Genomic DNA, 14,577 nt, shown 5'->3' on the forward strand with positions numbered 1-14,577 from the left:
AAGTAATATTATTCGCTGTTTCGTTTGAACCACGATTCGCCGACGCTGATCGTGACAGATGCCCGTATGATGTTTTGTGAGCCCAGCAGGTTGCTGTCGCCATCCCGCCAGCCGTATTCGAGGGCGAAGTCCCCGCGACTGCCTCCGAAAATCGGGAAGCCCGCACCGGCGGTGAAGAAATATTCTTTTGCGCTCTGGTCATTGATCATCAAGTAAGGCTGTTGATAGTAAAAGCCGAATCGAAAGGCGGTTTCCGCGAGTGTACGGTATCCGAGTTCATTTTTATAAGGGTACCATTCGAAACCGGCTCCAATTTTATACGCAAGACCCAGCTCATTTTGTTTCCGATCGAACACGGTGGCATCCGTCCAGTCCTGTGTTGCGTACTCCGCAGCCACGAGCCACTTCTCCCCGAGCTGATAGGATGCGGCCACCTGGAAGAGCAGAGGATAGTCCTGCACACCGCTCGCGCCGGTCTGTGTCGAGTCTTCGGTCGAGTACTGGAGAAGCAGGTTTCGACTGGCGCGCAGTTCAACGGCAGGATGCAGGGATACGCCCAGCGTCAGGCCTTCGATACCGTCATACAGCAGTCCGGCCAGGAAACCGGATCCCGAATGACTGGTGGCACGGGTCTGATACGATGTAAAATAGCTCCCATTGTCGAAGACCATCTCCCAGTCCTGAGAGATCGTGCCGAAATAATACTGGTATGCAGCGCCTATGCGCAGATGCGGCAGCGCTTCGAGCGCGAGTCCCGCACGGAACATGGAAACGCCGCCATCCCCGGCATACGTCGTCGTGTATTCTTCCCCGGCAACTTCCCCGCGATACGTCGTCTTGTATGAAGAACGGCTCACCGGCAGCACGGCGGTTCCAAGACTGAGTTTCCAATCGTCCTCGAGCGGAAGCACAAACTGGAAGCCCTTGATCACACCGGTGTTGGAGGATGCGTTCGCCCGTTCCATACTGAGATGCTCAAGCGTGAGTCCACCCTGGAGGCGCAGCTGTGTGGACATGGACCAGCCGGCAGGGTTTGTGAGGGACATATCGTTGGTGGTCGACAGCCCGGTCACGGCACCCATGGCACGCTGACGCGCTGTTGCCATCAGATCGAGTTCGCCGATGCCGAAGCGGGATTCAATCGTACCGCCATTCTGCGCGAACAGTGTCTGTGCGAACAGCGCGGCGGGAAGAATCAGAAAAAAGATAAAAATGCGTTTCATATCGGCTCAGGGTTTCGAAGTGTAGGTGACCTGAAGACGGGGACGGCGTGTGCTGTCAGCCTCGGCACCGAAAATGGTGAGCCGTTCCAGTTCATTGTTCTCGGCGTACGGTACGAGCAGCAGTCCGTGATTGCCTTTTCCGTTCACCCAGTCCTGCACCGCGCGTGTGAGCGTCACCCCTTCAGCAACGATCATATTCTCATCGGTGTCGTCAATGCGTGTGAGAATACCCGTGCCCTGCCTGTGGTTGAGGGTGCTGTCATAATTCTGATAAATGATGATCGAATCCACCCCGCTGAAATGCGACGTCGTGCGGCTGCGGTCGATATGCAGGAAAAGCCTGGCGTAGTTGACAATCGGTGCCCCTTCAATGCTGGAGACATCGAAGAACAGTCTGCTGCGCTGTGTCAGTCCGCTGTGCAGCGTCATGTCCGGTCCGGAAGGAAATTCAGGGCCGGACGCGCCGTAGGTGTCATCGATGCTCGCACCACGCAGCGTATCGAGTTCCCCGTTCAATTCCATGATCACGGTCAACACGGGTGGCGATGCATTTTCGCTGCTCTGGAATGGTCGCAGCACATTGCTGTTTGCACCGTCGATCTTCACACCGTACACCTGGGTAAACTCTCCATCTGCCATGTGCTCGAGCCAGGAACGCACGAGCGTGCTGTCGAGAGGAATTTCCACGCTATCGGCCCCGCCAATCGTTGCTGTGATCGATCCGCTGGGAACGGCGGCGACATCGAGCATGTCCACACTGTCACTGGTGAATGTGAAGGAATTCCAGAATTCCTGGATCTCGTACACGTTCAGCGTCATTGATGCCGTACTGTCCCCGATGCTGCCCGGGAGGCTGAAGAGTTTGATGGAGGCGGAGACAATACGTCCCGCGCGTCCAACCGTATCCGAGAGCTGATACCAGCGAATGAACGCAGAGGACTCGTAGCCGTCCGCGGTGCCGATCATGAGCGATACGGCATTGTATGGCGCGAGGGTGTCGTGGAAGGAAGTGGTCTGGATTCGGGTGTCGTCGTCAGCGGTATCGAATCGCTGTGCGTCGATAAGGTCACCCTCCGGAACCAGACCTATGCCGGTCGGATCCGGTTCGTTCTGACAGGCTGTAAACAGTATTGCCAGAAACGCGGTAAAAATGAGGGAAGTACGCAAAAGGCTCTTGTTCCGATTAGTGCGCGGGCTCATCCCGACTGTCCGGGACCGTGATAAGTCATCAAAATACGATTTCTCGCTAATCCCCGGCAAGGGAGAATTCCGCGTACAATTGACGGATCGCTGATGAGCGGCACATGAGTGCAATGTTATGGTTGCGTTATTTTTTCTTCAGAAGCTTTTTATACAGATCGATGTATTTCCTGGCTGATGAATCCCAGGAATTATCCTTTTTCATCGCCCGCTTCATTGCGGCCTGCCAGATCTTTTCGTCCTTGAACGCGGCAAGCGCCCGCTTGACGGCATCGAGCATCTGCTTGCCCTTGTAGTCTTCGAAGACGAAGCCGGTGCCGGATTTCGGTTTCGCATCGAGATCCTCGACGGAATCCGCGAGACCGCCCGTGGCGCGCACGATGGGCAGCGTGCCATAGCGGAGGCTGTACATCTGATTGAGTCCGCAGGGTTCGTACTTCGACGGCATCAGGAACATGTCGCTTCCTGCCTCGATCAGATGCGCGAGGTCTTCGTCGAAACCGATATGCGCGGCCATTTTCTTCTTGTACTTCTTTGCTGCCTTGGAGAAGAGGTCTTCGTACTTCTTTTCTCCGGAACCGAGTACCACGATCTGCAGGTCGAGCTTCATCAGATCGACAAGCTTCTCCTTGATCAGATCGAAGCCTTTCTGGTCTGCCAGACGTGAGACGATACCGATCACGGGAACGGCCGGATCGTAGGGCAGCTTGAAATGGTCACAGAGTGCTTTCTTGTTTTCCTGCTTGTCTTCGAGACTGTCGGCCGAGTACGTTTTCGGGATCAGCTTGTCGACTTCAGGATTCCACACCGTATCGTCCATGCCGTTGAGCAGTCCCACGGTCTTTCGGGCTTTCTTCTTGAACACACCCTCGAGGCCGTAGCCGTATTCCTTGCTGCCACGGATTTCCTTGGCGTAGGTGGGACTGACGGTGGTAATCTGGTCCGCATACATGAGCCCCGCCTTGAGCATGTTCATGTCGCCATGAAACTCGACGCCTTCCTGCTTGAAGGCCTTGGCGGGCAGACCGGTCTTCTCAAAAGAAGCGGCGGGGAAAATCCCCTGATACGCGGCATTGTGCACGGTGAACACGATATGCGTGTTCTTGAACAGCGGCTCGTTCGCATACTCGGTCTTGATCAGGGCAGCGATGAGCGCAGACTGCCAGTCATTGAGATGGATAATATCAGGCTTCCAGCCGAGCAGTATCAATGTCTGGATGACGCCACGGCAGAAGAAAATGAAACGGTCGTCATTATCCGGCCAGGCTTCCTTGGTTTTCGGATCGACATAGAGATCCGACCTGCAGTACAGATCCTCATTGCTGAGGAAATACACCTGCACCTTGGTCTTGATATTCGTAAGGAAAGATGATTTCACGCTGCCGAGCAGTGTGCGATCGCCGAGTTCAATCGGCATGTCGGTCAGCCGTTTGATATCGTGGATCTTGAATTTCCGGTCACTTACGGCGGCGAACTTGGGCATGATGATGCGGATATCATGACCCATCTCACGAATTTGCTGAGGGAGCGCGGCGGACACATCCGCGAGACCGCCGGTTTTGGCGAAAGGAACAACTTCGCTGGACACGAAGAGGATACTCAAAGGTTTCGCCATGAGGACTCCAGACAGTTGTTATGACAAAGACTCTAGCAAAATGCAAAAATACGAAAATTGCTAAAAAACTACAATTTACCCCCAATAAAGCGCTTTCATTCCCTGAAAATACTGCGGTTCAGCACTAATACAGCTTCAAAACATCCGTCTGCGGGAAGTATGCGCCGAGAATGGCGCGAAAATTCTCTCCTGCTCTTGCGCGGCCAATTGCACCCCACTGGCACATCCCCACTCCGTGACCGGCACCACCGCCTTTGATGCGTACCTGCCTGATCCAGCGATGTTCGTCCCGTTCGATATCGATATCGATGAGCGCTGAGCGCAGAGGCAGCTGTTCGTCGCCCCTGCGGAAGAGCTTGCGAATGTTATCACCGTGCACGTAGTAGGCACGCTGCCGGGCCCGGTTTCCCATGACCACCTGCATGGTTGCGACGCGGCCCGAAGGCATGCGGCTGATGATGTTCAGATCGAGCAGATGCCAGTTGTCCGCCGGAAGATCGGACGCCATGATGGCGTCGTTCGCAGCCGGTAGATATTCGCGAAGCATGCGATCGAGAGCAGGGAGTGAATACAATTCCGTCCATCGGTAATTCGGGGAGATTCGGCAGAAATCACCATCCGGCCCGCGATCACGCACCCCGGTCAGCCATGGCTGCGATTGGGGACGCTTCCAGATCAGGGAAGAAGCCTCTGTGCGTCCCCCACAGGTACTGTGATAATAGCATTCCGCCAGCTGTCCGTTAAATGCGACAACCATGCCCCGCGTCTGTTCGACAGCCACATCCGTGATGTCGTCGCGCTGACCCGCACCGGGAAACACCTGGTCACGTTCATCAGCATATACATCAAAGAGACGTGTGAGTGGCAATGCAATTTTCCGCAGGGCGTAGGTACGCGCAAGCACGGCCTGCGCACGTGCTGCCTCAAGTTCTTCCGGTGTGCGATTGCGACCGATTTCTTCCGGAACCACGCCGCGGAGGTAACGCTCAAGCGGCAGAATATTGACGAGATACAGGCCCTCCCCGTCGGAAGCCACCAGCAGTGTATCGCTGTAGCTGCGGTCCTCAAACCCGAAGCCATGCTCTCCACCGCGCGGGAAACAGCGAAACGCGCCACGCAGGTTGCGTGCTTCCCTGCCATCCATATACACGGTCATCGCCCCATCGTCTTCAAGCGCACATCGCAGCTCATGAAAGCCATCCATTGAAAAACGCTGTGTCGCTGTCTGCATGACGCTCTCAGGTGGCAGCACAAGTGTGATTTCACTGCTGCGTTCGGCGATACAGACGCGAACAAATGGCTGCTGATCCGCGCTGTCGGAGGGACGCGAGGAGGCGCAGCCGCCAAGAATTGCAAGTGCCAGAATAACGGGAAGGAGAAGGCGATGCTTCATCGAATAATACCCTGTATACAGGAAAGGGCATGACCGTCAGGCATGCCCTCGAAATGCGCGTGTAATTCCGGTGATCAGCGGAACATGGCCTTGATGCTGCCCCAGGTGCGCTTGACGCTGCTCACACTGTGCGAGACTGTAATCTCGTTCGAGAATGAAGCGGGGGAGCCGGAGGCTTCCACGATTTTCAGCCGGTACACATAAATACTTTCCGTCGCCTTGTAGGCCGAACGGTCGGTGAACGAATACAGTGAATTCGAACCCTTGGGATTGACCGTTGACAATGTCACGAATTCACCGTCCTGCCCGGCCTTGCGCTGAATCTCATAGCGCAGCAGGTTGCTCTCCGACCTGGTCTTCCATTCGAGGATGATGTTCTCACCATCGCTGCGGCCATTGAAGAAATCCAGGAACGCACCGCCGAACGCAGTGGCGCTGACGATCAGGAGAACGAGTGATATGCCGAGAAGTCGTTTCATCATCATATGCTGACGTTTTATCAGTGTAGAATGTAATCGGAAATCCCACAAGAGTCAAGGCTGATCCCGGGGGTCCCCCAGCGCTCATCAATTTCTCACACGTCCCGCAGCGACGAATTTTTCACTGGTTGCCGCTGCGGACAGAGTGTATTTTTTGCCAGAACGTATTCATACAGGGAGACACATCATGGGGAAAAACGTTCCGTTCCTTCTGCTTTTCTTTTTTATTTCCACATCCATCGCCGCTGCCCAGCAGCTCAGTATCAATGAATTCATGGCCGTACCACTCTCTGGAGAAGCGGAATGGATTGAATTGCGCAACGGTACGGCCACAGCCGTGCGTCCGTTGGACTGGAGTATCGAGGATGCCACGGGGAAGCGCTGCGCGTTCGGAGACGCCGTGGTGGAGATTCCACCGGGGGGACACCTGGTGCTCACCGAGGCCCTGCCACTCGGCGCGGCATGGCAGTTGACGGCCGACAGTGTGCTGCTGCTGCCGCAGCTTCCATCGCTCAACAACAGCGGAGACGATCTCGTGCTGCGAAACATGCAGGGCGAGGTCATAGACTCACTGCATTACACATCGTCCTGGCTCGGCGGGAAGGGATACTCCCTCGAACGCATCGATCCCGCCGGGGCACACGAAAAAGCCAACTGGCGTCCGAGTATCGCTGCATCGGGAGCCACTCCGGGCTTGCCGAACAGCGTGCTTCCCGTACAGCGCAATCCTCTGCCTCCTCACTCCTGCCGTATCAATGAAATCATGTATGAGCCGCTTACGCAGGGATGCGAGTGGGTGGAGGTAACGTATACGGGAAACGACAGTCTCGACATGGCCAGACTGTCGCTGGAAGTGTCACCCAGGGGAGAGGCCGCGGTGTTTGCACTTCATGGACACAGCGGCAGACTCGCACCGGGCGGTTATCTGGTCATCGCTGCTGACTCCTCCATTCTCCTGCGCTTCCCGGATATGCCGCGCGGGAGAAAGGATGCGGTCTTGATCGTCCTTGACCGCGCGTCTCTCGGACTCGCGAATGACGGGGATGCGATCCTGCTGCGTGATGAGGACGGGACGCTGCTTGACAGCGTGGTGTATGTGCCGGACTGGCATCATCCGTTTGTATCGGACACCAGGGGCCGTACGCTCGAACGTCTGCACCCCGCACTGCCGTCCCTTGCAGCGCAGTCCTGGAGTACCTGCACGCACAACGCGGGTGGAACACCGGGTGCGCTCAACAGCTGCTTCACCGACAGCAGAGCAGTCGCTGCGAACGAAGCTGCCCTGCGTGTCGATCCCCTGCCCTTTTCACCCGATGGTGACGGGTATGAGGATTTCTGCCGCATCAGCTGTTCGGCCCCTGCCGGTATTCACGAGGCGCGGCTGCGCATCTACGATGTACAGGGAAGACTGCTCCGCACCCTGGTGGGCGGTGCGCCGATGGCAGCAAGGATGGATATTGTGTGGGATGGACTCGATGACGAAGGCCGGCGAGTGCGAATCGGACCGTACGTGGCATTGCTGGACATGCTCGACGTCGCGAACAATACTGTCCGCTCGGTCAAGGGCATCATCGTTGTTGCACGGAATTTATGAGGCGCTGTCGTCACGCGGGAGGAAAGATTCCATCGAACGCTTCAGTTCCTCAATCTGGAACGGCTTCGAGAAATACGCGTTGCAGCCGGCCTCGAGGCTTTGAATGCGATCCTTCGGAAACGCATGCGCGGTCACGGCGATGATGGGGATATTTCCGAAACGTTCATCCCTGCGAATGCGGCGGGTGAGGGAAATACCGTCTTCATCGCCCTGAAGGGAAAGATCCATGAGCACCAGGTCGATGCGTGTGCTTTCCAGGATGGTCCATGCCGCAGCTGCGGTGGAAGCGATGCGCAGGCTGTATTCCCGGGCCAGAAGCGAGGCCATGTATTCCTGTGTCTCCTCGTCATCTTCGACGAACAGCACGGTGAACAGGCCTTTTTCGCTTTCAGGACGCACAAGCGGTTCGACAGGCATCTGTTCCGGGATGGGTTCTTCGTCGACAATGACGGTTTCTTCCACCATGTCGGCGAGAAACTGCAGGGTGAAGGTGGTGCCCTTTCCCTTGCGGCTCTTGACGGTGATGGAACCGCGGTTCAATTCCACGTATCGCTTGGTGAGTGAAAGCCCGAGACCGAGTCCGTCAAAGGGACGCGTATATCCGGACGCTTCCTGCGAGAACACGCTGAACACCTTGGGCAGATATTCGGGCGACATGCCGATGCCGGTGTCCTTGATCTCAATGCACACACGGCGGTCGACGCAGTACACCCGCACATCGACGGAGCCGGTTTTGGTAAACTTTATGGCATTGTCGACCACATTGCTGACTGCCTGGTCGATGCAGTAACGGTCCGCGTACAGGATGGCGGCGGGACATTCGGTTGAATAGTTGAGCGCGAGCCCTTTCTTCTGCGCCAGCGACTTGAGTTCCTGCACCAGTTCTTCGACACGGTCGGAGAGACGGATTTCTTCGGGACGAACGGAGAACGTCCCTACCTGAATGCTGGAGATATTGAGGATATGCTCGACGGTGCGCATCAGGCGCTGACTTCCGCGGCGGATGGCCTGGAAGTAACTGTCCATTTCCGGGTACAGGTTTCCCACCAGCTCATTCGTGATGAGATTGCTGTAGCCAATGATGATGTGCAGGGGGGTGCGAATTTCGTGGGAAATATTGGCGATGAAGGCGTCTTTGAGCTTGTCCGACTGCTCAGCACGTTCTTTCGCGGCAATGAGTTCCGCCTTCTGGCGCTCCTGCTGCGTGATATCGCGAAGGACGATATGCTTCGCGTCCTTCTCGTCGTACGTAATGGGGATGGCCGTCAGCTCGATATCGATAATCTGACCGTCCAGTTTCTCGAGTTGTCCCTTGATATCGTAAATCTCGTCATCCTGCGAAAGCAGTCCACGCATGCGGTCCTGCTCTGGATGCTCGAAATCCGTTACGACATAGTCGAAGATGGAACGTGCGTAGACTTCATCCTCATTCGTGGCATTGCAAAGCTTGATCCCTGCGTCATTGACATACACCACGCGGTCCCCTATCACCACCATCATGGGAAATGGAGAAAGTTTGACCAGGCGCCGGTAGCGTTTTTCGCTTTCCGCCAGCTGTTCAAGATTCTTCTGCTGCAGCGCGAACATTTTGCGCTGCTGGAAAATGATAATGGCAATGATACCGACGGCGAGGCTCAGCAGAGCGACGGTACCGATAACGAGCACAAGGACCGTAGTGTTGTCAATCACGTATGGACTCTCTCGATTCTACCTGTAATTTCGCGCCGTGACCATGTGCGGTCAGGTGCTGCGCGAGAGAAGCTCCGGTTCAGAACAGCTGTATGATAATAAGACCGGAATGAGATCGTTGCGGTCAAAATAGGAAAAAAAATGGCTATCCAACAGTCCGTCGCCTGTCGATGCGAGATACCGGCGGAGATTGACGGCGCTAGGTCCCTTCCACCCCTGCGTCCTCTCCCTGTGACGCGCTGCTTTTCAAGGCGTACTTCCCCGAGTAATAGAGACCGATTGCGTACAGAATATTCTTCAACAGATTCACCGCACTGTGAATGTACCAGAAACTCTTTTCTGATTCGAGTATCAAATCCATCAGCGTAAACACGAACAGACTTCCCGAGTAATAGACGAGAATTGCGGCACTCACCCAGAACATGCCGCTCATCAGGATGGAATGCTCAAGATCCTTCAACCCTGTCAACAAGGTGACCAGTGCACAGATAATGAAGAAGACGCTTTCAGCGGAGAGCAGGTAATTCTCGAATTGCCAGACATTCCTTTTCACCGCTTCCAGCGTGGCCATATTTGAAATCAGTTCAGCGGACATGGCATCCGAAATCACGGAGAACATGCCGACAAGCCAGATGACCACGAAGACAGGGATGCTGAACGTCAGGACACGATCGAACGCCTTACCACTGTTCCAGAAACGGAACATCAACACGAAAAGCACGAATTCAACCGGCGTGAAGAGCGAGTAAATAAAGAAGTTCTCTTCTGGAATGAAACGCACATACTCTGCGAGTTCAGGTAAGCCGAAGGCGAGCAGTTCAACGATGAACGCGATCAACAGGTTCAACATCAGCAGGCGAAGACCGCGGTCGAGTTTCTTGCGTACGTAGTACCCGACGACAAGGGGAATGATCATCGTGAACGCGATGGAGAGATGCATCACGTACCAGAACTTCGTCCAGTCAGACGCTGATACAAGGAATGCAAGCACCGGGTGCTTTATCGTGAGAAAGGATAGCAGACTGAAGATTGACACTGTGCAGTCATCCTTAGGGAGGTGTAGGCATCAGGAATGTAAATGAGGGGTTGTCTTTTGAGGACAACCCTCTCATCTACAAGTCAATATACCACACACGAGAGCCTTTGCCAAAGTGTATCCCGCGCCTGTGACTGAATGTCTTTTCAGCTATTGAGCGCGTTCATCGTTTCGTGGAAACGGGAGACCGGAAGACCATTCCCGAACAGGAAACCTTCGGTCAGATCCTCGCCCTGGGCATTGACACCAACAAGGATCATCTGGGGTTTTCCTTCGGTGTCTTCAGCATAGTAGTAGCGCACACCGACGACGTCTTCCTGCATGAGCAGCTGTTCAATGGATACCCGGCTGAAGTAGCGACCCTTGACCGCGCCTCGTCCTGCTGCCATGCGGTAGTTCCGCGTCAGCGCGCCGGCTTCCTCCAGCGTGATATTGTGGTCTTCCATACCGGTGAACACCGGACGGCGCCTGCCCGTCGTGATCCGGGAGATCGCGGGAATGGGCATGTCCTGATTCAGTTGCTGCGCATCTCTTGTCGTTGTCTGGGTGTTGTCATGCATTTCGTTCATGGGGTTTTCCTTTATGCTGGCGAGATTCTTGTCCTGATTGCGATTGGGTGCGTCAGTCTCAGCTGTTGAGGGGATTCCAGGGGCTGCAGAACGGCGGACAGGGCATGGCGCGCTCGGCCATGAAACCGTCGACAAGGTCCTTGCCGTTCTCATCGACACCGACCAGAATCAGCACCGGACGTCCGTTGTTTTCCTGTGCGTAGTAATAGCGGATTCCCACAACGCCTTCCTGCGAAAGGACCTGCTCGAGAGCCGCGCGGCCGAAGAAGCCGCCCTTGATCGCGCCTTTGCCTGCGCTCTTGCGGTAGTTGCGCGTCAGCTCGGCTGCGTCGTCAAGGGCGATCGTGTGGTCTTCGAGTCCGGTAAACACCGGGCGTGTACGCTCGCGCACTTCCGGCTGCACGGGGGCAACGGGAACGTCGACGTTCAGATCGGTGGTGGCAGGGGCATTGATGGTGAGAGTTGCTTCCAGATTCTTCACGATGGTCTCCTCGAATTCACTGTTTCTATAAGATTTTTGCTTTCACTGTTTCCGGGGTCAGGATCAACGGGTTCGTGCTTTCAAACCTCCTCAGCGTCGCCGGGACCCGGCAGCTGCGGTGTTTCCGGGCCGCAGCTGACGGGAAGGCGCATCTCAGCTGTTGAGGGGATTCCAGGGGCTGCAGAACGGCGGACAGGGCATGGCGCGCTCGGCCATGAAACCGTCGACAAGGTCCTTGCCGTTCTCATCGACACCGACCAGAATCAGCACCGGACGTCCGTTGTTTTCCTGTGCGTAGTAATAGCGGATTCCCACAACGCCTTCCTGCGAAAGGACCTGCTCGAGAGCCGCGCGGCCGAAGAAGCCGCCCTTGATCGCGCCTTTGCCTGCGCTCTTGCGGTAGTTGCGCGTCAGCTCGGCTGCGTCGTCAAGGGCGATCGTGTGGTCTTCGAGTCCGGTAAACACCGGGCGTGTACGCTCGCGCACTTCCGGCTGCACGGGGGCAACGGGAACGTCGACGTTCAGATCGGTGGTGGCAGGGGCATTGATGGTGAGAGTTGCTTCCAGATTCTTCACGATGGTCTCCTCGAATTCACTGTTTCTATAAGATTTTTGCTTTCACTGTTTCCGGGGTCAGGATCAACGGGTTCGTGCTTTCAAACCTCCTCAGCGTCGCCGGGACCCGGCAGCTGCGGTGTTTCCGGGCCGCAGCTGACGGGAAGGCGCATCTCAGCTGTTGAGGGGATTCCAGGGGCTGCAGAACGGCGGACAGGGCATGGCGCGCTCGGCCATGAAACCGTCGACAAGGTCCTTGCCGTTCTCATCGACACCGACCAGAATCAGCACCGGACGTCCGTTGTTTTCCTGTGCGTAGTAATAGCGGATTCCCACAACGCCTTCCTGCGAAAGGACCTGCTCGAGAGCCGCGCGGCCGAAGAAGCCGCCCTTGATCGCGCCTTTGCCTGCGCTCTTGCGGTAGTTGCGCGTCAGCTCGGCTGCGTCGTCAAGGGCGATCGTGTGGTCTTCGAGTCCGGTAAACACCGGGCGTGTACGCTCGCGCACTTCCGGCTGCACGGGGGCAACAGGGGCGTCGACGTAGAGATCCTGCGTTGTGGTTTTTGTTTCTGTCTGCGGAAGGATTGCATTCACTGTTTCCATGGTGAACTCCTCAATGAGAGAATGATGTGATATGTATGAAGCGAGTTTGTTACTCTATGAATCTGTTTCCTGAGAATCCTGCTTTTTCAAACTGTATAAATACAATATCTTAAATTACGACATATCGGATGAGAATATCGATTATTATTCTGTAACTCTTGGACGATTATGCCCGGTTATTTTATGAATTTCCGGAGCTATGCCTGGGATATTTCAAAGAGCGATATGATCCAGCTTATCGTTTTCTGGCGGTCGTATCCTTTACCGATTGGTTTCGCTTTTACGGTCCCCTGGCGGCATCAGCACAGCAGGAACACAAGATGGCGTGTCTCTGGATGAGGCACACCTGCAAAATTCGGTATCGGGAAATATTGACACGTCACAAAGGGTTCAGTCGATGGCGACTCCAACAGCTGGTTTCACATTGTGCCTGGCACCCTGCGGGTGGCTGCAGGCGACATTTATCTTTGTCCGATATTTCCGATCATAATATCTTTAGAACTTCCGTGTGGCGAAATATAATGAAATTTTTCCTCTAATTTCATTAAAAATCATGAATGCGTGCCTTAATATTTACGAATTTATTCATGATTTCTCGATTAACGCATAAAATTGACGGTTTTCCGACCATAAAAATCCTCACATACGCCTGATTTCAGCGTTGAATTTTCAAAGTACCGGATTCAAAAGAGGCGGGTGGGCAGTGCGTATGACAAGATGTGCAGAACTCATGCGGAATCCGGGAGTAGAGAATAGCCCCTTTATTCCTTACTTTCTGCCCTGAACTTCCGTGCTTCTTCATTGCTTGTTATGCGGGACTGGCATACATTATTGCCCATGATAAAACACCTCACACTCGCCTTTCTCCTGCTCCCTGCGATTGTGGCGCTGCCCGGCGTGCTCGGAGCACAGGAGGCCCCCTGCGAGGAATTACCATTTATTCGCGGGTTGCGCGTCTACGGGGGCGATGACGAACGCAATCTGCCGGTCATGGTGAAACGCGACACGACAAAGTCGAAAACATCCTCTTTGCCGGATTTCATCACCATCCGCTTCGATGTGCAGGAAGAGATGCCGCCGCGACTGGCCATCCGCTTTTATCACTGTGACAAAGACTGGAACATCGATACGGATTTCGTCGTGCGCGACGATTTCTTCACCTACACGCGTCAGCTCGAGTATGAACAGGCGGGAGCAGGGACGGAGCAATTCTCCTGGCGCTTTACCAACCGCTTCCCCAGTGCATTCCATTCCTTCGTGCGTTTCCTGTATTCGGGGAACTGGATTTTCGATGTCACGGACGAATTCGATGAGGATGTGATCTATGCTTCGGGTCGCTTCATCGTCGTCGAGAATATCGTCCGCACGAACCTCGGGATCCGCAACGATTACTGGAGCGACTTCAGGCCGCCGCGCAACGAGGTGCATCGCCTGACGCTGAAAATGGCCATACCGGACAAGCTGTTTCCCGACTATGTCCGCACGGTTGATTTCTACAAGAACTTCAACCTCTTCGAACACTACCGCGTCTCAAGCGATGACCGTGAGGAGAACACCTTCGTCGAAGGTATCGGCCTGAAGGAAAAGACCTTCCGTTACGACAATGTGCCCCCGGGCAACGGATACCGCTTCTGGGATCTGCGCAATCCGGCGACCTATCCTGATGACAAGGTGCTGAGCAAGTTCGAAGGACCCGATTTTACGCGCTTCCGCTTTTCGGGTGATCTCAGCCGTTACTACGGTGCGGCGGAGACAACACCCCTCCGCTCGTTCAATACCGACTATCTCTGCGTCCGCTTTGAACTCGAACATCCCTTCATCGACACGAAGGACATTTTTGTCGCCGGGATCTTCAACAACTGGGATCCGCAGTGGTCCGACCGCATGATTTTCGACGAGGACATCGAACACTATGTCATGCATCGCTGGCTGCTGCGCGGGGCCTACGATTATCAGTACGTCCTTGGCCGCTACGACGAAGAGCTCGGGTATGTGGTGGATCAGGATTGGATTTCACTTGCGGGAAATACGTGGGCGGCAAACAATCTGTACTGGGCCATCATCTACTTCGATGACGATCAGTTCGGTGGCGTCAATCGCGCCGTCGGCTTTGCCAGCGCCGTGCAAAAATGAGTCAGGC

The 14,577-nt window shown here is 55.2% G+C and carries 13 protein-coding genes; 2 read left to right on the forward strand and 11 right to left on the reverse strand.

Annotated features, from left to right (window positions below; all coding sequences use genetic code 11):
- Positions 1-8 precede the first annotated feature (8 nt).
- From KQI65_01660 to KQI65_01680, 5 genes are all read right to left on the reverse strand, one after another.
- Complete coding sequence (locus KQI65_01660) at positions 9-1,223, reverse strand: hypothetical protein (GenBank protein MCB2203427.1); 1,215 nt, start codon at positions 1,221-1,223, stop codon at positions 9-11.
- 6 nt (positions 1,224-1,229) lie between these two features.
- Complete coding sequence (locus KQI65_01665; GenBank protein MCB2203428.1) at positions 1,230-2,390, reverse strand: DNRLRE domain-containing protein; 1,161 nt, start codon at positions 2,388-2,390, stop codon at positions 1,230-1,232.
- 160 nt (positions 2,391-2,550) lie between these two features.
- On the reverse strand, positions 2,551-4,038 hold the full coding sequence (gene glgA, locus KQI65_01670; protein MCB2203429.1) for a glycogen synthase GlgA: 1,488 nt from the start codon (positions 4,036-4,038) through the stop codon (positions 2,551-2,553).
- A gap of 124 nt (positions 4,039-4,162) precedes the next feature.
- A complete protein-coding gene (locus tag KQI65_01675) occupies positions 4,163-5,431 on the reverse strand; it encodes a SpoIID/LytB domain-containing protein (protein MCB2203430.1) in 1,269 nt (422 codons plus the stop codon).
- Positions 5,432-5,505: 74 nt separating this feature from the next.
- Complete coding sequence (locus KQI65_01680) at positions 5,506-5,910, reverse strand: hypothetical protein (GenBank protein MCB2203431.1); 405 nt, start codon at positions 5,908-5,910, stop codon at positions 5,506-5,508.
- A gap of 187 nt (positions 5,911-6,097) precedes the next feature.
- Between KQI65_01680 and KQI65_01685 the strand changes: the two genes are divergently transcribed.
- Positions 6,098-7,504 (forward strand): lamin tail domain-containing protein, encoded by a 1,407-nt coding sequence (locus tag KQI65_01685; protein MCB2203432.1) that lies wholly within the window; start codon positions 6,098-6,100, stop codon positions 7,502-7,504.
- Here the strand turns inward: KQI65_01685 and KQI65_01690 are convergent.
- From KQI65_01690 to KQI65_01715, 6 genes are all read right to left on the reverse strand, one after another.
- A complete protein-coding gene (locus KQI65_01690; GenBank protein MCB2203433.1) occupies positions 7,499-9,193 on the reverse strand; it encodes a response regulator in 1,695 nt (564 codons plus the stop codon). The genes KQI65_01685 and KQI65_01690 overlap by 6 nt on opposite strands.
- Positions 9,194-9,392: 199 nt before the next feature.
- Positions 9,393-10,229 carry a hypothetical protein gene (locus tag KQI65_01695; GenBank protein MCB2203434.1) on the reverse strand — a complete coding sequence of 279 codons (837 nt, stop codon included), beginning with the start codon at positions 10,227-10,229 and terminating at the stop codon, positions 9,393-9,395.
- 146 nt (positions 10,230-10,375) lie between these two features.
- Complete coding sequence (locus tag KQI65_01700; protein ID MCB2203435.1) at positions 10,376-10,798, reverse strand: hypothetical protein; 423 nt, start codon at positions 10,796-10,798, stop codon at positions 10,376-10,378.
- A gap of 58 nt (positions 10,799-10,856) precedes the next feature.
- A complete protein-coding gene (locus KQI65_01705; protein MCB2203436.1) occupies positions 10,857-11,279 on the reverse strand; it encodes a hypothetical protein in 423 nt (140 codons plus the stop codon).
- A gap of 153 nt (positions 11,280-11,432) precedes the next feature.
- Positions 11,433-11,855 (reverse strand): hypothetical protein, encoded by a 423-nt coding sequence (locus KQI65_01710; GenBank protein ID MCB2203437.1) that lies wholly within the window; start codon positions 11,853-11,855, stop codon positions 11,433-11,435.
- 153 nt (positions 11,856-12,008) lie between these two features.
- Entirely contained in the window at positions 12,009-12,437 is a 429-nt protein-coding gene (locus tag KQI65_01715) for a hypothetical protein (protein ID MCB2203438.1), read from the reverse strand.
- Positions 12,438-13,274: 837 nt separating this feature from the next.
- Between KQI65_01715 and KQI65_01720 the strand changes: the two genes are divergently transcribed.
- On the forward strand, positions 13,275-14,570 hold the full coding sequence (locus KQI65_01720) for a DUF5103 domain-containing protein (GenBank protein MCB2203439.1): 1,296 nt from the start codon (positions 13,275-13,277) through the stop codon (positions 14,568-14,570).
- Positions 14,571-14,577: the final 7 nt, after the last annotated feature.

The sequence above is a fragment of the bacterium genome (assembly GCA_020444325.1).
In the GTDB taxonomy this organism is placed as follows: Bacteria; Bacteroidota; Ignavibacteria; order SZUA-365; family SZUA-365; genus BM516.

Coding starts and splice junctions, on each gene's coding strand:
- KQI65_01680 (MCB2203431.1), bottom strand. CDS start 5,910: ATGAAACGACTTCTCGGCATATCACTCGTTCTCCTGATCGTCAGCGCC.
- glgA (MCB2203429.1), bottom strand. CDS start 4,038: ATGGCGAAACCTTTGAGTATCCTCTTCGTGTCCAGCGAAGTTGTTCCT.
- KQI65_01720 (MCB2203439.1), top strand. CDS start 13,275: ATGATAAAACACCTCACACTCGCCTTTCTCCTGCTCCCTGCGATTGTG.
- KQI65_01685 (MCB2203432.1), top strand. CDS start 6,098: ATGGGGAAAAACGTTCCGTTCCTTCTGCTTTTCTTTTTTATTTCCACA.
- KQI65_01715 (MCB2203438.1), bottom strand. CDS start 12,437: ATGGAAACAGTGAATGCAATCCTTCCGCAGACAGAAACAAAAACCACA.
- KQI65_01660 (MCB2203427.1), bottom strand. CDS start 1,223: ATGAAACGCATTTTTATCTTTTTTCTGATTCTTCCCGCCGCGCTGTTC.
- KQI65_01700 (MCB2203435.1), bottom strand. CDS start 10,798: ATGAACGAAATGCATGACAACACCCAGACAACGACAAGAGATGCGCAG.
- KQI65_01675 (MCB2203430.1), bottom strand. CDS start 5,431: ATGAAGCATCGCCTTCTCCTTCCCGTTATTCTGGCACTTGCAATTCTT.